This window comes from Kamptonema formosum PCC 6407 (assembly GCF_000332155.1).
Classification (GTDB): domain Bacteria; phylum Cyanobacteriota; class Cyanobacteriia; order Cyanobacteriales; family Microcoleaceae; genus Kamptonema; species Kamptonema formosum.
Genome location: NZ_KB235904.1, coordinates 103,173 through 122,371, shown reverse-complemented (window position 1 = coordinate 122,371; position 19,199 = coordinate 103,173). Strand labels below are relative to the sequence as shown.

At 44.0% G+C, this 19,199-nt stretch carries 16 protein-coding genes and 1 riboswitch; of the genes, 6 read left to right on the top strand and 10 right to left on the bottom strand.

Features of this window, described 5'->3' with window-relative positions; translation table 11 throughout:
- The first annotated feature begins 32 nt into the window (after nt 1-32).
- Nucleotides 33-773: a DUF2232 domain-containing protein gene (locus OSCIL6407_RS0117520; RefSeq protein WP_007357026.1), complete on the top strand. Its 741-nt coding sequence runs from the start codon at nt 33-35 to the stop codon at nt 771-773.
- Between the two features lie 214 nt (nt 774-987).
- Nucleotides 988-2,145: a nicotinate mononucleotide-dependent phosphoribosyltransferase CobT gene (gene cobT / locus OSCIL6407_RS0117515; protein ID WP_019487496.1), complete on the top strand. Its 1,158-nt coding sequence runs from the start codon at nt 988-990 to the stop codon at nt 2,143-2,145.
- Between the two features lie 195 nt (nt 2,146-2,340).
- Here the strand turns inward: cobT and OSCIL6407_RS0117510 are convergent, their stop codons facing one another.
- The gene (locus OSCIL6407_RS0117510) at nt 2,341-2,718 is read right to left on the bottom strand and encodes a hypothetical protein (RefSeq protein ID WP_007356450.1); all 378 of its coding nucleotides are present in this window, start codon (nt 2,716-2,718) and stop codon (nt 2,341-2,343) included.
- 107 nt (nt 2,719-2,825) lie between these two features.
- On the opposite strand from OSCIL6407_RS0117510, the gene OSCIL6407_RS0117505 reads away from it, so the two are divergent.
- Nucleotides 2,826-3,896, top strand: coding sequence for a hypothetical protein (locus OSCIL6407_RS0117505; RefSeq protein WP_007356451.1), 1,071 nt, complete (start codon nt 2,826-2,828; stop codon nt 3,894-3,896).
- A gap of 205 nt (nt 3,897-4,101) precedes the next feature.
- Entirely contained in the window at nt 4,102-5,256 is a 1,155-nt protein-coding gene (locus OSCIL6407_RS0117500; RefSeq protein ID WP_007356452.1) for an AbrB family transcriptional regulator, read from the top strand.
- Nucleotides 5,257-5,611: 355 nt separating this feature from the next.
- Here OSCIL6407_RS0117500 and OSCIL6407_RS0117495 read toward each other — a convergent pair whose 3' ends face one another.
- Both OSCIL6407_RS0117495 and OSCIL6407_RS0117490 read right to left on the bottom strand, forming a co-directional pair.
- Nucleotides 5,612-6,382 carry a proteasome-type protease gene (locus OSCIL6407_RS0117495; RefSeq protein WP_007356454.1) on the bottom strand — a complete coding sequence of 257 codons (771 nt, stop codon included), beginning with the start codon at nt 6,380-6,382 and terminating at the stop codon, nt 5,612-5,614.
- Nucleotides 6,383-6,469: 87 nt separating this feature from the next.
- Nucleotides 6,470-7,870, bottom strand: coding sequence for a reverse transcriptase family protein (locus OSCIL6407_RS0117490; RefSeq protein WP_007356455.1), 1,401 nt, complete (start codon nt 7,868-7,870; stop codon nt 6,470-6,472).
- A gap of 340 nt (nt 7,871-8,210) precedes the next feature.
- Between OSCIL6407_RS0117490 and glmS the strand changes: the two genes are divergently transcribed.
- Nucleotides 8,211-10,160, top strand: a complete 1,950-nt coding sequence (gene glmS / locus OSCIL6407_RS0117485; RefSeq protein ID WP_007356457.1) for a glutamine--fructose-6-phosphate transaminase (isomerizing) — start codon at nt 8,211-8,213, stop codon at nt 10,158-10,160.
- A gap of 203 nt (nt 10,161-10,363) precedes the next feature.
- A complete protein-coding gene (locus tag OSCIL6407_RS0117480) occupies nt 10,364-11,872 on the top strand; it encodes an AAA family ATPase (RefSeq protein ID WP_007356458.1) in 1,509 nt (502 codons plus the stop codon).
- Between the two features lie 358 nt (nt 11,873-12,230).
- Here OSCIL6407_RS0117480 and OSCIL6407_RS0117475 read toward each other — a convergent pair whose 3' ends face one another.
- From OSCIL6407_RS0117475 to OSCIL6407_RS0117445, 7 genes are all read right to left on the bottom strand, one after another.
- Nucleotides 12,231-13,469 carry a DHH family phosphoesterase gene (locus OSCIL6407_RS0117475; protein ID WP_007356459.1) on the bottom strand — a complete coding sequence of 413 codons (1,239 nt, stop codon included), beginning with the start codon at nt 13,467-13,469 and terminating at the stop codon, nt 12,231-12,233.
- Nucleotides 13,470-13,695: 226 nt separating this feature from the next.
- On the bottom strand, nt 13,696-14,193 hold the full coding sequence (locus tag OSCIL6407_RS0117470) for an HNH endonuclease (RefSeq protein ID WP_007356460.1): 498 nt from the start codon (nt 14,191-14,193) through the stop codon (nt 13,696-13,698).
- A gap of 183 nt (nt 14,194-14,376) precedes the next feature.
- Entirely contained in the window at nt 14,377-14,658 is a 282-nt protein-coding gene (locus OSCIL6407_RS0117465) for a DUF5615 family PIN-like protein (RefSeq protein ID WP_007356462.1), read from the bottom strand.
- A 63-nt stretch (nt 14,659-14,721) separates the two neighbouring features.
- Nucleotides 14,722-15,048 (bottom strand): DUF433 domain-containing protein, encoded by a 327-nt coding sequence (locus OSCIL6407_RS0117460; RefSeq protein WP_007356463.1) that lies wholly within the window; start codon nt 15,046-15,048, stop codon nt 14,722-14,724.
- A gap of 368 nt (nt 15,049-15,416) precedes the next feature.
- Nucleotides 15,417-16,277 carry a Uma2 family endonuclease gene (locus tag OSCIL6407_RS0117455; protein WP_007356464.1) on the bottom strand — a complete coding sequence of 287 codons (861 nt, stop codon included), beginning with the start codon at nt 16,275-16,277 and terminating at the stop codon, nt 15,417-15,419.
- A gap of 162 nt (nt 16,278-16,439) precedes the next feature.
- Nucleotides 16,440-17,810 (bottom strand): phosphomethylpyrimidine synthase, encoded by a 1,371-nt coding sequence (gene thiC / locus OSCIL6407_RS0117450; RefSeq protein ID WP_007356465.1) that lies wholly within the window; start codon nt 17,808-17,810, stop codon nt 16,440-16,442.
- Nucleotides 17,811-17,817: 7 nt separating this feature from the next.
- A riboswitch (TPP riboswitch) is annotated at nt 17,818-17,913 on the bottom strand.
- Between the two features lie 185 nt (nt 17,914-18,098).
- Nucleotides 18,099-19,151, bottom strand: a complete 1,053-nt coding sequence (locus OSCIL6407_RS0117445; protein ID WP_007356466.1) for a DNA cytosine methyltransferase — start codon at nt 19,149-19,151, stop codon at nt 18,099-18,101.
- Nucleotides 19,152-19,199 lie beyond the last annotated feature (48 nt).

The following is a 19,199-nucleotide window of genomic DNA, read 5'->3' as shown; positions in this document are numbered from 1 at the left end:
TCTGAAATCTAAATTCTAAATTCTAAAATCGGATGAGTGATTATTTTGACGCTGGCAAAGGATCTAGCCCCGTGAATTCGCCCAAAACTGAGAGCGAAAATTATGGGATAGAAGATTCAGAGCCAAAGGCGGAGCCTGCTATATCGGGCGATTTTTCTGGCCCTTTGAGTATGGTAGAAACGGCGTTTCTCGCCAGTACCGCTAGTTTAATTTGGCTGGTGAATTACTATTTTCCGATGGGCCCGCTGCTGCGGATTTTTTTCCCGGTGCCGATCGCTCTAGTATATTTGCGATGGGGTCAGCGATCGGCCTGGATGGGGGCTTTAGTTTCTGGGTTGTTGCTGTCTGTACTGATGGGCCCGACTCGCAGTATTTTATTTGTAATCCCTTTTGGGCTGTTGAGCGTGCTTTTGGGCGGACTATGGCGGCGGGGAGCTAGCTGGTCTGTTTCGATTGGTTTGGGCGCTATTGTGGGTTCTTTTGGTTTCTTTTTCCGGTTTTGGTTGCTTTCGCTACTGCTGGGGGAAGACCTCTGGCTTTATATAACCAGTCAAGTTACTGAGCTCGTAGAATGGGGATTTGTGAAGTTGGGGGTGCTGGCAGTGCCAAATCTGACTTTGGTTCAGGCGATCGCAACAGGGATGATCGTGCTTAATAATATTATCTATCTATTCGTTGTACATCTAGTAGCTTTACTACTTTTAGATCGGTTGGGAAACCCTATCCCTCGTCCGCCAAATTGGGTACAAGTGTTAATTGATTATGAGGATTAATGGCTAATAGCTAATGGCTAATGGCTAATAGCTAATTGCTAATTGCTAATGGCTAATGGCTAATGGCTAATGGCTAATTGCTAATGGCTAATTGCTAATTTGGGAAAAATTCTCTTCCTCTCCTCATCTCCCCCGCTCCCCCGCTCCCCTGCTCCCCTGCTCCCCCGCTCCCCTGCTCCCCATCTCCCCTGCTACTTTGCAATAACGCCCAGAAATGATTAAAGTTTATACTCAACTAGAACAGGGACAGAGGTGGTTGGAACAATATCGGCATCGCCAAGCTGTGTTTGCCTGCGTTTTAGGATTTACTGATACTGGTTTAATTCCTGGCATTTCCGCAGCCGGCGCTACTCCGGCTGACCGAAAATATACTTGTTTGGCAGATGCGGAGTTTCTCTACAATGGCCCTCGCAGTCAGCCTAAATATCCTTTACCGCCTCTTGATGCTGGTGCGTCTCCGGTACTTATCTCCCGCGCTGTGGTGGAGAGTTTGGGCATTCCTTTGTATTTATTTAATGCTGGTTTGCCATTATCGCCGCCAGTGCCGACTTTTGATTTAGGTGGTACTCCAGCTAAATGTCTGTCTTCTGGAAATGCTTTAGAACTTTCAACTGTGAAGCATTTGCTCGATCGCGGTTTATTTTGGGGGCAAGAGTTAGCGGCCCAAACTAATGGCGGGTATGCGATCTTAGGGGAGTGCGTAGTTGGGGGAACGACTACTGCTTTAGCTGTTTTAATGGGTTTAGGTATCGCTGCTGCGGGTAAGGTTAACAGCAGTCATCCTAATTGCAATCACGCTCAAAAGTTGGCTGTAGTAGAAGAAGGAAGAAGGAGAATGAGAGATGGGGGAGATGGGGGAGATGGGGGAGATGGGGGAGTTAAATCCTCCCTATCCTCCCCATCTTCCCTATCCTCCCTATCTCCTCTATCCCTCATAGCGGGGGTGGGCGATCCTATGCAAGTAGTAGTGGCGGGGATGGCGCTCGCGGCGAGTCGTAGTTGTGGGGTGATGCTGGCTGGGGGTACGCAAATGTTGGCTGTTTATGCTTTGATTGAGGCGATCGCGCGTGAATATTCGCTCTTATGGCATCCACAACAAATTGTAGTGGGAACTACGCGCTGGGTTGCCGAAGATCCTACTGGGGATACTGTGGGATTAGCTCAAGATGTTGGCCCTGTGCCTCTTTTGGCTACACAATTGAGTTTTGCTAGCTCTCGCTATCGGCAGTTACAAGCTTACGAACAGGGATATGTTAAGGAAGGGGTGGGTGCTGGAGGATGCGCGATCGCTTCTCATTTAACCCAAGATTGGAATCAAAATCAACTCCAAGAAGCTATTGAAGCTTTGGCAAAGCGTTATCAAAAATTATAGATAATTGGTAATTGGTAATTGCTAATTGCTAATTGGTAATTGGTAATTGGTAATTGCTAATTGGTAATTGGTAATTGGTAATTGCTAATTGCTAATTGCTAATTGGGGAAAGGGTTTCCTCATCTCCCCCGCTCCTCTGCTCCCCTGCTCCTCTGCTCCCTATCTCCCCTGCTCCCCTGCTCCCCTGCTCCCTTGTTACGAGTGAATTCTCTTGGCTAGTAACTGCTCTTCTAAGGCAGCAATACGATTGTAAGCTGCTGTTAATTGAGCAGTTAGCCTTTGGATTTGGATATCTGCTGTCAACTCTTTTTCCAGACTTTGAAAATTCTTGTCGGAGAAATAGTCGTCTAAAAGTACATCCTTGTGTTCTAGAACTGGATCGAGACTGCTGTAGCTGTGATACGAGGTAATTTTCTCTGTTAAGCGCAATCCAGCTCGATCTGTTCCTTGACCCTCAGTTAGCTTAGAGTCACAGACTGACTCCGTTAATTTGTCGTTCAGGTGTTCAATAATTGTATACAGAGAGTCCACTTTATGACTCAGTGCGTTAATTTGTTGTCTGATCTCTTCCATAAATATTCCTTTTATCCTTACTTCTTACTTTTTCATGGTAAACAATGCTTTGCCGAAGTGGGAGTTATCACTGAATTATTTAAGATTTTAGGCCGGAGATTAAAATGATGCAACTGTTGAATTTATTGCTAATTGAAATTTTAGAAGGCTGGATAGGGGGAAAGCAGCCAGTTGCAGATGAGTTACAGCAGTTGGCGGTTTGGGAATTGGCAGATGAAGCGCGATCTCGTGCTTTTGGGATAAATGCTGAAAATGTGAGTGAAATTATTCTAGCACGGGCTAATTTATTCCAGTCAATTGCAGCGACAATTCTTGAGTTGCCATTAAAGTCAATTAATTTATTAGCAACTTCGTGGAATCTTTGGCTACCTTTGGCAATACAATTAGCTACGGAAAGAGAAAGCTTAGGGCGAACTTTAATTCAAGGGATTTTAGGAGGACAGGGAACGGGAAAAACTACTTTAGCAGCCATTTTAAAGTTAATTCTAGAGAAATTAGGTAATAAAACAATTAGCCTTTCTTTGGACGATCTTTACAAGACTTATGATGAAAGGCAGCGGTTACAAGAGGAAGACCCCCGTTTAATTTGGCGCGGCCCGCCAGGGACTCACGATCTTGAGTTAGGAATAGAAGTTTTAGATCGATTGCGCGATCGTGGTAATTTGCGATTACCCCAGCATGAAAAATCAAAATCTATTTTGATTCCTCGGTTTGATAAGTCGCTTTGGGGAGGTGCTGGCGATCGAACTGAGCCTGAGATTGTTACTGATGTTGATATTGTATTATTTGAGGGTTGGTTTGTGGGGATACGACCAATCGAGGTTGATATTTTTGATGTCAATTTGCCTCCTATTGTAACATCAGAAGATCGGCAGTTTGCCGATGATATGAATAGGAAATTAGGGGATTATTTGCCAGTTTGGGAACGGTTGGATCGGTTGATTGTTTTGCAGCCAATTGATTATCGCCTTTCTCAAGTTTGGCGGCTTCAGGCCGAGAGGGAGATGAGGGCGGCAGGTAAGTCGGGAATGTCGGATGAGGAGATTAATAGATTTGTGGAGTATTTTTGGAAGGCTCTACATCCTGAGTTATTTATTAACCCTTTGGTAAGTAATTCGGAGTTAGTAGATTTAGTGGTTGAGATTAATGCGGATCATTCTATGGGCCGAGTTTATTAGTAATTGCTAATGGGGCTGGCTGAATTAATACTGCAACCTTTAATTAGCTTTAACTTGATACAACACCTAAACGAATCGAAAGCTGCTATATTTTTTCTATCTTATTACAGAGCTAAAATTAGATTTAAAAGGCTATAATAAATTTCCAGCAATATTTCTTAACTTGACTTTAGTGACGCTATTAAAAATATTCAGGGATTCCGTAGTGCCAGACATTCTGGGGGAATCTCAATCCCAATCTGAGGGCGATCGCAACATCTCAGTTACTTGGCCTCCGACTCTTGTCTTCAACTGGCACAAAATTCAGAAAATCGTTGAACAGTTATGTGTGGCTGTAGTCATGGGCTTTCTGTTTGACTGGTTCGATGTCCCTGTCGCCTGGTTGCTTGGCCCCCTGGTAGTTGGCATTGCCTATGCTTCTACTCAACACGGCCCAAAACCCTTTCCTTCTATTTTCATTACTGTTGGCAAGGCAATCATTGGTATCTCTTCGGCGGCCCGCTTTTCTCCTGAAACGGTTGCGTTGGGAAAAACTTACGCTTTGCCTCTGTTGGGGTGCATTCTGATTACAGCTAGTTTGAGTATGGTCAATGGTTATCTGTTGTCGCGGTGGACTCGAATCGATCGCACTACAAGTTTTTTGGGCTGTATTCCCGGTATTGCTTCTACTGTTGTGGCGCTGAGTGAAGAACTAGGGGCCGATAGTGTTTCGGTTGCTGTCCTTCAGTATATTCGCATGATACTTGTGGTCTTACTCGTTCCCTCAGTAGCGAACTTTTTCTCTCCGGTTATTGCAGGAAGCGAGACTTTGACGTTGTTGCCAGTCGCAGCAAACTCTCATCCAGTACCCATGTTTGTTAATTTACTGGTATTGGCGGGATGCTGTAGTTTGGGAATTTTCGCAGGCGATCGGCTGAAGCTACCGACATCTGGATTTTTAGGAAGTTTCTTGCTTGGACTCGTCGTCTTCTGGGGGTTGCCTTACGAATTTCAGATACCGCGATCGCTATTTATTGGAGCACTCTTGCTGGTGGGACTCTCCATAGGTTTGAAGTTTAATTGGCAAAATGTCCGTCTGATTGGGAAAGCAGTATTACTGGAAATCTTGCTGGTAATTGTACTGATGGTGTGCTGTCTTGCGATCGGATATGAGTTTCACATTATTACTCATGTCGATATCGTGACAGCAATTTTATGCTTTATGCCGGGAGGAATGGAAGCAATGATGGCAACAGTGACGCAATTAGGTGGTGATACTGGGTTAGTATTGGCTGCACAGATTACTAGGCAGATGTTAATTATCGTAGCTATTAACCTGTTGAATTTGTTTTTGAATCCAGCAAAGCGTGCAGTAACTTGACACTCTTATGGCAGAAGGCAGAAGGCAGAAGGCAGGAGGCAGGAGGCTCTTATGTAGGAGGAAAATGCAATAGTGGACATGGTTTGGGCGACCGAGAATGTCAAGACCGTTGTGGCGGTTGCTATACAAGCTAAATTCTCAGAATGCAGCAGCCATAAAACAAAGCCTATTTGTTCCCATTAATAAGAGCAAATAGTTTTTTTGTTATATGGATAAACAAAAATAATAGGACTTAAGCTCATGGCTCCAGAAACCGGGTTTTTTACGAAAATACTTCGCCCTTATCCACAGATTCTCTCAAAAAACCGGTTTCTGTGGTTGGGTACGTAATTCCTGAATAATTATGGTAATTAAATCAATCAATAATAATATCTTCCGACGGCTCTTTCTCTAAATTGTGCCGCCAGTTGATATCAGGAATGCGGTCAAAAGCTTCTCTCAGAGAAACCTCCCACATCTTGCGAATCTCCGCCAAATAAGGATCTCCCAGACGCAATAACAACCGATTCCGAACAACTAAGCTATCGGTTTCATACATCACCAAATTAATCGGCGGCCCTACAGAAATATTCGATTTCATCGTAGAATCAATGGATAGCAGAGCACATTTAGCTGCCCCTTCCAATGGAGTTTCAAAACTGAGAGCACGATCTAAAATAGGTTTGCCATACTTAGCCTCTCCAATTTGTAGAAAAGGAGTTTCTGAAGTGGCTTGAATACAGTTACCTTGGCTGTAAATCATAAACAATTCCGGTTCTTGACCTTTAATTTGTCCTCCCAAAAGTAGACTGCATTTAGCATCAATGCCGTCCTTCTTTAGCCAAGCTTGGTCGAGTTCAACCATAGAACGGATTTTCCCTCCAATATAGCGGGCAACTTCGTATAAGGAAGGAAGAGTATGGAGGTTCATATCGGCTGCGACTTTAATATCTTTATTCAGTCCACTAATTACCCCTTGAGTCATGGATAGGTTGCCTGAAGTACAGACTAAGATTACCCGTTCCCCCGGACAGGAAAAGTCAAATAATTTTTGGTAAGTTGAGATATAATCGACTCCTGCATTAGTGCGGGAGTCCGCAGCCATCACCATTCCATAGCGGGTAATAATGCCAAGGCAATAAGTCATATCGATTTTAGATTTTGGTTTTACTTTGTGGGATATTTTCTTTTCCCGTTTCCTATTCTCTCATTTAATTGAATTAGTATTTCATCTTTACCTCAATTTTTCTTTAATTTGTTTAACCTGTTTTTGAAATTCCCTACCTTTTTCAGGATCGACCATTGCCACAAAGTTAGCAAAACCTTGAATTGAGGCAATGACATCAGAAGAATTACCCCAGTGTTTACCTTCGGGGCCATCTTTTTCTATTTGATACAAGGTAGCACGAAAGCGTTTTAGCTCTTTTTTAGAAATACTGGGGCGGTCATTGACTACAATGCCGGTAACTTCTTGTTGTCGATTCTTTCGCAGGATTCTAGTTTTTTGTTGATTAATAGTAAATCCCTCATGTGCTACAATTGATTCTGTACGTTTAAGAATGTTACAAATATAGCGAAGGCTATCACCTGAAGCTGAAAATGTTAGGTCATCGGCGTAGCGGGTGTAAACAAATCCCATGTCTTCAGCCATTGTAGTAAGGCGGTTATCGAGACGGCGACATAGTAGATTTGTAATGGCTGGACTGGCGGGCGAACCTTGAGGTAAGTGGCGTTCTGTTAATGCTACAAAGTATGTTTTGCCGTCTAGTTCTACTTGTTCAATTTCGGGTTCTGTACACAGTAAACCAAAAATTGTAGCGGCGGCTTCTGCATAGCCGAAGGATTGAAAAAGTCCTTTGACTCGCTTATAAGAAATTGAGGGGAAAAAGTCTTTGAGGTCGAAGTTGATAATAACTTCTGCTTTGACATGAGGTAAGGCGTTTGTAACGATTGAATGGTGGGGACGAAAGCCGTGAGCTGCTGTATGCAGTTCCATTTTTTCTAGTATATTATCAAGAATCCAATGCTGTACTTTTTTAAGGCGCGGCATGGGGGCAGAAATCAGGCGATCGCCTCCTGTTTTCTTAGGGATTTTGAAACGGATATAGTGGGAGATGGTGGAAGTTTTGCGCGAAAAAGCTAGAAAGCGTAATTCTCCGATGTTAATGTTGATGGCGGCGGCAATTTGTTCGGCGGTATTGCAAATGGGTAATCCATAGCTTTGTAAGCGTTCGATCTCGGCGTTAAAGTTATTTAATCCGCCCGATATACCATCGCCAAGATAGAGGATTTCTTGCTGTTTTCGCTGTTGCCAATTCTCAGCTTTTTGTTGTCTTTCTCTTTCCCGGCGTTCTTTTGTTTCCTGCTGCTTTCGCCGCGATTCTGCTAACCGTTGCTGAAGTGCTTGTTTGCGGAGTGTCTTTTCATTTTGGAGTTGACGACTTTGCTGCTGGAGTTCATTAAGTTCTCGCCTAATTTCTCCTTCGCGACGAATTTCATCGGCGGGATCTTGGGGAATTTCGCCTTGGGCGGGCCAAAATCCATAGCGGATCATTTCTTCCAGAATGAATTCTTCTCTACCAATTTCTCGGATGCGATCGTATAATTCCTGGCGGGTGCGGGGTTGGTCTGTCATAAGAAGGGGCTAGGGGGTAGGGAAGAGGGAAGAGGGAAGAAGGAATAGGGCGGAATATATCAATAGATGTTTTAGCGCTAAAGTACAAATATAGCAACCGATGAACGTCGGTTAGGAGATTCTGAATTTCTGTCACCATAGATTTAAACCCTTCTGCCTTCTGCCTTCTGCCTTCTTCCCTAACCCCTAGCCCCTAGCCCCTAGCCCCTCTTGATTTCTACGGGGTTTACTTTTAGGGGGATAATTCACTACAGTAAAAGTTCAGTCTAAAATCAATTGACGGTTTCCCTACACGCCTTGTAGGTTGGATATGATGCCCTCAGCAGGAGTTTTACCTTAAATGTGCGGAATCGTTGGCTATATCGGCACCCAAGCAGCAAGTGAAATTTTACTGGCGGGGTTGGAAAAACTGGAATACCGGGGCTACGATTCGGCTGGCCTCGCTACGATCTGGGAAGGACAAATTAATTGCGTGCGTGCGAAGGGTAAACTGCATAATCTGCGGGAAAAGTTGGCTGGGGCGGAAACTCCAGCCGCGATTGGCATTGGGCACACTCGCTGGGCGACTCACGGGAAGCCAGAGGAGTATAACGCCCATCCGCATCTGGATAGCGATCGCCAGGTGGCGGTAGTGCAAAATGGGATTGTGGAAAATTATTGGGAGTTACGGGAAGAGCTCAAGGCTAAGGGACATAAGTTTATCTCGGAGACGGATACTGAGGTCATCCCGAATTTAATTGCTGAGTTGATGGCAGAAAGCGGAAGGAAGAGGGAAGAAGGAAGAGGGAAGAAGGAAGATGGGGAGACGGGGAATGCTGATTCCTTAGAATTGCGCGATTCAGAGGCTTTTTTAGAGGCGGTGTTAGCGGCGGTGAATCAATTGCAGGGGGCGTTTGCGATCGCAGTTCTTTGTGCAGACTATCCCGATGAGTTAATTGTAGCAAGACAGCACGCTCCTCTAGTCATTGGCTTTGGTTCTGGAGAATTTTTCTGTGCTTCTGATACGCCCGCATTGGTAGCCCACACCCGCGCCGTACTATCTTTAGAAAATGGGGAATTGGCGAGGTTAACGCCGATGGGTGTTGAAGTTTATAACTTTGCTGGTGAGAAGCTCAAAAAAAGCCCTCGGATATTGGGATGGAACCCGATTCTGGTTGAAAAACAGGGCTTTAAGCACTTCATGCACAAGGAAATTTACGAACAACCGACAGTTGTGCGCGATTGTTTGGAAGCTTACGCCGATAGCGAGTGGATGGGAAATGGGAAATCGCCAATTAATCTAGGTTTGCCAACAGAATTATGCGCTGATTTAGAACATATTTCTATTTTAGCTTGTGGCACTTCTTGGCACGCTTCTCTGGTGGGGAAATATCTTTTAGAACAGTTAGCAAATATTCCCACAACGGTGCAATACGCTTCTGAATATCGCTATGCACCGGCACCATTGATGGCAAATACTCTGACAATTGGTGTTACTCAGTCTGGCGAAACTGCCGACACGCTGGCAGCTTTGGGGATGGAAGAACAGCGCCGTGCTGGTTTTACTGACAAATTTCGAGCTAGAATGCTGGGCATTACTAATCGGCCGGAAAGTTCTCTAGGTCATACAATTCCGCATATTATTAATACTCATGCCGGAATGGAAATAGGCGTTGCCGCTACTAAGACTTTTGTCGGTCAATTGATGGCATTTTATTGCTTGGCTTTAGATTTGGCTTATCAGCGGCAAACTGTCACCGAAAGTAGATTGAAAGAAATCATGGCAGGTTTGCGACAGTTACCGATCGCAATGGAGAGGTTTTTAGAGATTCAGGAAAGGCAAATTGAGGAACTTTCCCACGAGTTCAATGAAACGCGCGATTTTATCTTTTTAGGGCGAGGAATTAATTTTCCTATTGCTTTGGAAGGGGCTTTGAAGTTGAAGGAAATTAGTTATATTCATGCTGAGGGTTATCCAGCAGGAGAGATGAAACACGGGCCGATTGCCTTGTTGGATGCGAAAGTGCCGGTGGTGGCGATCGCTATGCCTGGTAGTGTTTATGAAAAGGTGCTTTCTAATGCCCAGGAAGCTAAGGCGCGAGATGCCCGTTTAATTGGGGTAATGCCGAAGGAACTTTTGACTGGGGGCGATGTTTTTAATGATGTTTTGCCTGTACCAATGGTGGATGAGTTACTGTCGCCAATTTTGACAGTAATTCCTTTGCAATTGCTGGCTTATCACATTGCGGCGCGGCGGGGTTTGGATGTGGATCAGCCCAGGAATTTGGCTAAGTCGGTGACTGTGGAGTAAGGAGTTGGTGGAGGTGCTGTAACCATTGGTTTCAAAGGCTTTGGCAGTTTTATCTTTTATTTTACTCTCACGCTCAGTGACAAAAGAGGGATAACTTTAACTCTGCCAAGCAGCGCCTACCCTACGAAGGTATCATCAATAATTTCTGAAAACCTCTGAAAATCTCTTAAAATAGAAAAGAACTATAGAAAGGAGAGAGGCTGATGTTAGAGCGGGAGTTCCTGATCAAGATGGCTCGCGATCGCGAACTGTCTCCCAATCAAGAGCAAATTTTTATCATGCGGTTTGCAGAAGAGAAAGATTACGAAGAGATCGCTATTCAACTGCGAACCTCTGCCGGTGCTTGTCTCAAGCAAATGGGGCAAGTCTACAAAAAGTTTGCAGTCAGTGGCAACCATCGAGGTAAGGAAAACCGTCTGAGAATTTCCTTACTCAATCAATTTCGCCAGCTAGAGGAGGAAAAAGCTGCTGAAAACCTACCATTGCAGAGATTTAACTCGGCTCAATCCGCTGCTGGAAACAGGGGAATCTTAGATGAAAAGATGGAACCGATCGCATTTATCGACAGCTACAAAATCCCCGCTCTGATTTCCCATCAAAACAACAGCTACGCATCCAGGTTGAAATTGCAGGCATTTACTCCTGCAACGCCTCCGAATGAAGGCATTGCCACTCCCCGTCAAAACTTACCGGCCCCCGATCGCACCCGCTTTATCGGTCGGGAAACAGAGATGGCTAGACTGCTAGAAATGCTATCTTGCGATCGCGAAGTCGGCCTCAGCCATCATACCCCTCAGATCGTCAGCGTCAACGGCCTCCCTGGAGTCGGCAAAACTGCACTGGCATTAGAAGCGGCCTATCGGTGTTTGCAAGCCAGTCGCATTCCCGAAGCATATCCTAGCGCTCCTACCTTCGATGCGATTATCTTTACATCTGCCAAGGAAAATCACCTGACATCCGCAGGAATTTTACCCAGACTCCAACGCGATCGCACTTTGGGGGATATTTGCCGCGCGATCGCCCGGACATTAAATCGTCCAGACATCGCCTCAGCCGAACCCCTTCAACAGCTAGACAGCATCAGAGAATATCTAAGCAAAATACCGACTTTGTTAATATTAGACAACTTAGAAAGTGTCGAGAATCAACAAGAAATCCTTTCCTTTTTATACGACTTACCGCGAACAGTCAAAGTAATAATTACCACCCGCGAGCAAGCTTTATTTGCTCCCATTTATCTCGAAAGCTTACTCGAAATAGACGGTTCGGAATTGATAGAATATCAAGCCAGAGAAAAAGGCATCGTTCTCGACAGCGAACAGTGCCAAATAATTTATAGAGAAACCAGCGGACTGTCACTAGCAAGTGGTTATGTAGTTAATCAATTAGCGTTTGGTTACTCATTATCAGACGTACTAGAGCGAATTAAAGATAGCTCTAGCGAACTGGCTAAATTTATATTTAACGGTTCCATTAAATCTTTAGCCGGACAACCATCGCTGAAGTTGCTCATGGCCGCTGCGAGATTCGATCGACCGGCGACGAGGGAAGCGATCGCTATTGCTGCGGGTATTACTGACTCTGCTATCGTAGCCGACGGTTTAGCGAAACTTCAGCAACTCTCGTTACTGAAACAGCAGGAGGGGCGTTATTATATGCTTGAGCTGATCCGTACCTATGCGATCGCGCTTTCTAATACTAATGTAATGTGAACTTGCACCTGATTAAACCCCGACTTAAATATTCCCTTTATACTATAGCAGTTGCCAAGGCAGTTAAGACATTCTAAATTTAAAACCCTGATTCTAAACCCTTCTTTCGTCTTCCCTAGCCCTGAGCATCGTAGCCCCTAGCCCCTCTTAAACCGCCTTGGCGGTTGCTATAAATCCGGTTTGATATCCCCTCGATCGTTTGGCGATTGAAATCGCTACTACACAAATGAAGTCCGAGCTAAGAGGGACTAAAGAATAAAGGGGATATTTAAGTCGGATTTGGTATTATTTCTTAGTCCGCGCAGGCGGACTTTGTTTTTATAGTAGCGGTTTCAACCGCCGATCTATCTTTTCTCATTTAATCACCGTGCATCAAGTGATCTTTCGGACTAACTAACTTCAGTAACTTTTGCTTAATTTGATCGTCAAAAACTTCCCATTTCAACCTAGCATAATCGCTATTCTCATTACCACCAGCGAGAAATCCCGTAGAAATTTCAAAGCCGCCAGCTTGACTTCTTCCTCCACCAAAAAAGCGACCTTCAGCATCCTGACCAAAAGCTTCTTTCAGAAATTCATCAGGATCTAAAGTAATTTTACCAGTTCGTAGCGACCCAATTACTAACTCAATTGCCTCATCTTCATCGTGAACAATTCCATAGACAACTGCGGTGTGAACGTTTTCCTCAGTCACCAGAAAATCAGCCGCCTGGGGAATAGCATCGCGATCGTCGTAGCGCAGATAACCGACTCCCGCAATAGAAAAATTATTTTGTACGATCCGATTTTTAAGCGATCGCTCAATCACATCCATCACCCGCTTCGAGCGAGAAGATTGTAACACAGCATTTAATAATTGTGGGTCATAAAAGCGACTTAAATAAGCTGCGGCTAAAAAATCAGACTCCTCAGCTTGTCGTAGTGCATTTGTATCCGATCGCAAACCGTGCATCAGCGCCGTCGCGCACTTAGCGTGTTGGGTAATATTGCCGTCCAATTTTAGCAATCCAGCTTGCAAATACTGAGTAAAAATGGTAGCTGTAGCGCGGGTTTGGGGGCGGAAATCGGTAAACTCTGAATTTAATTCTCCCTGTAAACTGTGGTGATCGATCGCCGCAGTTACGGGGATACCAGCAGCAATAATCAGCGAAGTTAGCTGACTGGTAGTACCTTGATTATCGATAAAAACACAGCCCTGATAAACAGATAAATCTTTAGTTTTTGCCATCTCTAACGGCCAGCGCTGCAATGGCAACCCCGTGAGTTTAACTAGGGCAATATTTTCTTGGTGACTGAGGGCTCCTGCATAAACGATATCGCAGTCAATATCAAACTGACGAGCGATTAACTTATAAGTCCAAGCACAGGAAAGTGCATCGGGATCGGGGAAATCTTGCAAAATCGCCAACTGGCGATCGCCTCTGTGTCTTTCCAATGTCTCCCGTAATTCCTCCACTTTTTGAGTGTAGGATTCGCTAACAGATCGATCGCGCAAACGGTTTCCTTCATTAACGCCATCCGTAGAACGGACGCGCTTTAACTCCGGTACAATTTCGCTAGTACCATCCCCAGAACTAGCATCATCGTTACTAGACATAACTTACTAAATTAGTAAAAGTACGTAGGCGAAGCCAGCCGCAGGCAGCGGTCATTTCTTAGCATTCAAAAAAACTATTGGCATTACTAACTCCTTCTTCTTCCCTTTCCCCTTCTTTCCCTAGCCCTGAGTATCGAAGCATCGTAGCCCCTTCTTCCCTAGCCCCTAGCCCCTAGCCCCTAGCCCCTAGTTATACAAAACCCCCGCGCTTGCGTGCTCAGGGGTTTCAAAGTCCAATTACATATTTTTGCCATTCTTGGTGCATCCCACTCTTAACGTGCTTAGTCACTTCAAAGTATAGACCACTGTAAGGTTTGCGAGGAGGATACCGCAGGCTCATACTCGCCTCTTTGGGAGTTCGACAGCCTTTTTTAACGTTACAGCGCACGCAAGCACTCACGAGGTTTTCCCAACTATCCACGCCGCCTCGCGATCGCGGAACTACATGGTCGAGCGTTAAATCATCCCCCGTATAACCACAATATTGACACGAGTGACCATCTCGGTGCAATATGTTTCGGCGGGTGAGTGGAATATCTTTGTAAGGAACCCGAACATAGTGGCGTAAGCGGATGACAGTTGGCAAGGGAAAACCGGGTGAGATATATTTCCCATTATGCTCTATCTGCTCTGCTTTCCCTTTGAGCAACAAAACAACAGCCCTTCTCCAACTGGTGATGTTGAGGGGTTCGTAAGAGGCGTTCAGCACCAGAACATTGCCCATCGTTGATTGTTAGAGAGAATATTTTACCGATACTAACACAGGTTTGGGACTAGGAGCTGGCGACTGGGGAAGGGAGATGGGGGGATGGGGAGATGAGGGATGGGAGGATGGGGGCGAATTCAGGTTGGATGAAGTTCTAAAATATTGTGTAGATTTGTAGCAATCGGCAAAGCGATCGTTTTTTTACTGCGGCGGACGGTTAACTCGAATCAATTTCCCCGTCAATATTTCTTCCGTAGAAATAGCCTCATTAATTCGCGTCGCCTGTCTTTCCCAGTTGTTATCTTGAGTACAAATGATAATACCAGCATGGTTAGGTTGTGAGCGATGTAGTCGAATGAAATCCCCTCGATTAAGAGTCAAAACTGCTCGCTGATTACTCACAGCAAAAGCCAATACCTCCTCATCAGGAATTCCTAATCCTGCGTTTCCAGCTTCTTGAACTGTTAATATATCGTGACCCAAAGGTCAAAGAAACTCAACTACTGGCAGTGGGTACTGTTCGTCTGCATAAAGTCGTGCCATGTTTTATGCTTCCTCATTTTCTCTGATTGCTGTTTCAATTTCTTCTGGGTAAGCATCAGCATAAGCCCAAGCATTTACCAAGTCAGCCGCAGCTAAATGTGGATAGCACTTTAAAAGTTCAGCATCGCTGCATCCGAGACGACGATACCCGACAAGTACCCAAACGGGTATGCGAGTATTGCCAATACAAGCATCACCACCACAAACGCCAGGAGTTTTTTTAATGCCTAGCGAACCGCTGCTTACGGTTTGAAGTAAAAATTCTATAGCTGCTGCTTTATCTGCGATCGTTAAGGAAGCAAGATCGATTTTTAATTCGGTTATTGTCATTGTTTATTATCTCATTGGTAGGGAAGTAATATTGTTTACTCTATTATAATTATAGCTAGTTCACTCCTCGGAGTTAATCTGCTTAACTTCCTCTAATGTTAGGCCTAGCGACTCTGAAAGTTGATAGTTCCTAGAATTTAACCGCAACTATATAATCTCAGTAATTTTCTTGTATCCAAGTATTAATTCGATTTTCTAACCGATAGATTAATGAGACTAATTCTAAGGTTTTAGTGCTAATCAGTCTGAGGAATTGTGAAGAATGCGTAGTAGCAATAATATTGTTAGTTTATTATATCATTGATAACGTAGGGGCGGTACCCCCGTGCCCGCCCCAAAACTTAGGAATTACCGAAAACTGTAAATTATTATGACAAATAAATTTGTCGTAATTCCTCTAACCCCTCAACGGTTAACAAGCTAGAAGTAATACTTTGTAGCAAATTCAGGTCATCAATAGCAGAAATTTCTCCAAAAATCTCTAAACCTGAACTCCCAAACTTAAGCTGTAAACCTAACTGAATCCCTTGTAATAAAGCTTGTTTTGTCTGATTTTGAGCCGCAGTTAACTCTGATTGAGTTTGAGATAATTGTGACTGAGTTTGAGATAGTCTCGCCGCTAATTCCTCCACAGTAGGAATAACATTTCCCTCTGCATCACACCATCTTAACCAAGTATCATTAACACTTTCAAAGACACCTTGCCAGAGGGTTAAACCTAAACCAACTAAGGGAAACCAAGTATCAGTTTTGGGCACATAACGCCCCCCTTGTAATTGAAACATTTGTAAAGGGCGATCGCTCAATTCACCCAGAGGATCGTACACGATATAATACATTACACCCATCAGGGCATAATCAGTGAATTTGCTACCCAACTCATTCCCCGGAGTCGGAGAAACAATTTCAATTACAATTTCTGGAGGTTTGCCAAATTCCCATAGTAAATAGGAACGCACATCTCGCCTCTCCCAAGTATCGACAACAGTTACATTTAAACTGAGGAATATATCAGGAACTATAGCCGGATGGCGGACAGTACGGAAAATCCCCACATTGGCAGCGACAATAAAAGGTATACCATCATTTAACTCATAGCCAGAGAGAACTTCTGTAAGCAGTCGCTGTTGTTTTTCATTAATGAAACTATCCAAGGGAGTATCGTCTTCTTGTACGAGTTGGCTAGTATCGGGGTATTGATTGGGGTCAAGAGCGATTAGATCCGACATGGCTAATTTGGAGGAATTTAATCGGATTAGGATTTTGTGATTTTCCTATAATAATTTTATCTTAATTTGGCAATCTTTTGTAGCTTTAACAATTTGTATGGTAGTACCCCCGTGCTTACTCCTTAAAATAGGGTGGACAGATAAACCCATCCACCCACTTAACTACTTAGCTACAGGTTCCCTAGCTAAAAACTTCTCCAATTCCGTCAAAGCATCAGCATCAACCTTAGTCTGCATCGGACAAAACTTAGGCCCGCACATCGAACAGAATTCAGCAGTTTTATAGATATCTGCCGGCAAAGTTTCATCGTGATATTCCCGTGCGCGTTCAGGGTCTAACGATAGCTCAAATTGACGATTCCAATCAAAATTGTAACGCGCCTTCGAGAGTTCATCATCCCTGTCGCGAGCACCATGTCGATGACGGGCAATATCCGCTGCATGGGCCGCTATCTTATAAGCAATTAACCCATTTCTAACATCCTCAGCATTCGGTAAACCCAAATGTTCCTTCGGTGTTACATAGCACAACATCGCCGTACCATACCAACCCGCCATTGCCGCACCAATTGCAGAGGTAATGTGGTCATATCCCGGTGCAATATCTGTCACCAAAGGCCCCAAAACATAGAAAGGTGCTTCCGAACACTCTTCCATCTGTTTCTTAACATTAAACTCAATTTGATCCATCGGTACGTGACCAGGGCCTTCTACCATCACCTGTACATCATGTTCCCAAGCTTTGCGAGTTAAATTCCCCAAAGTTTTGAGTTCAGCTAATTGAGCTTCATCAGAAGCATCGTGAGTGCAACCAGGACGGAGGGAATCACCTAAACTAAAAGAAACATCGTATTTCTTAAAGATTTCAATGATTTCATTGAAGTGAGTATAAAGCGGATTTTGCTTGTGATGATGTAACATCCAACGAGCTAAAATACCACCGCCGCGAGAAACAATACCTGTAAGTCGATTTCTCACCAATGGCAAATGCTCAATCAAAATTCCGGCGTGAATAGTTTGGTAATCTACTCCTTGCTGAGCGTGTTTTTCGATGATATGCAGAAAGTCATCTGCCGTCAGATTTTCAATTGTCCCGTGTACGCTTTCTAGTGCTTGATAGACAGGAACGGTACCGATAGGAACAGGCGAAGCTTTGATAATTGCCGTGCGAATTTCGTCCAAATTGCCGCCGCCAGTGGACAAATCCATGACAGTATCAGCACCATATTTGACCGCTAAATTTAGCTTATCAACTTCTTCTTGAAGATTGGAAGAATTGGGAGAAGCACCGATATTAGCATTGACCTTGCACTTCGAGGCAATACCAATCGCCATCGGTTCTAAATTGGTGTGATTAATGTTAGCAGGAATAATCATTCTTCCCCGCGCCACTTCTTCACGGATCAACTCCGGCGGGAGATTTTCCCGATTGGCAACATACTGCATTTCTTCAGTAATTACACCTTGACGAGCATAGTGCATTTGACTAACATTACTATGCCCCTGCCGTTTGGCGATCCATTCGCTACGCATATTCTATTTCCTCGATAAACAGCTTCCCTCCGCTGGTATTACCCAGACTCAGGTTCTAAGGGTGTTTCTCAGCCTGGATATCCAGGCACCCCTAGCTTAAGTTGTTAATTATATCACTGATTGCACTGTCGATGAGAGCTAATAAGGAAATCTTAATATTGAGAGATAGATGAGGAGATAGCGAGATGCGATCGCGTTTCTAAGCTGAGTTCGAGAGTTATGCTAAGTACAAGACTAGATAAAAGCCATTATGGAGAGCAGTCTTAGGCAAAATCTTTAAGGAAGAGCTTAAATATAGGTACTACATTCCTCCCTCTCTTTTGACTCCTGCTTCTCATTAAATAAATCCTCGTAAATAGCCTGTGCCACAGCATAACTAAAATTAACAGGAACCGCATTCCCAATCATTTTATAACCAGCAGCTAAGTTCTGATAGTAAAAAATGAAATCGTCAGGGAATGTTTGAATTCTAGCACACTCCCTAACCGATAATCTTCTGTAAGATTGCCGGGAATTAACATCAAATATCCATTCATCTTTTCCTACCCGAATCATCTTATTTGCTTGCGGGTGAATTGGCGCATGGCGACCACCTGCTTGAATAGTAAAAGATGGTTCATTCCAACAGCGAACTCGGTTGCGCGACATATACATACTTGAAAAACCTCCTGTCATGTATTCATGGTTAGGTACCAAGCAATCATTGCCATTTGTTTTGTTAGGCGATAAAGCAGGAATTACCGATTCTTGCAAATCACCTATGGCATCTTTTAGGGTAAGAATGCGTCGCGATTTCCCCACCCAATCAAAATTGAAACGCCTTTTCAAACTTAAGTGATAGCCAACAAAAATCACTCTTTTCCGGTCTTGAGGCACATTATAGTACATGGCATTCAGCAACTTGTAAGCGATGACATAGCCAGCTTCTTCAAAAGCCGCTAAAATATTACCAAATGCCAACTTGTGTTTAGTGTGTAGCATCCCAGAAACATTTTCCGCCACAAAAAATAAAGGTTGTTTCTCTTTAAGAATACGGACGTAATCTAAAAATAACTTACCGCGATAATCATCGATACCTCGTTGCATTCCCGCCTCACTCCAACTTTGACAAGGCGACCCGCCAATAATTCCCGTACAGTCAGGTATTTCTGCTGAAGAAATTGCTCGAATATCGCGCTTGTCAAGAAATGTATCCGGGTGGTTATTTTCGTAGGTTTCCCAGATATCTTTATCATACTCTGAAGCCCAGATGACATTAAAGCCAGCTTGAGAAAAGCCTAAATCTAGCCCTCCACAACCTGAAAATAAAGCTACAATTGATTTATCTTTATCGCTGAACATCTCTGTCAATCCTTTGGCTATAATTGAGTAATTTTAATTTAGTAAACT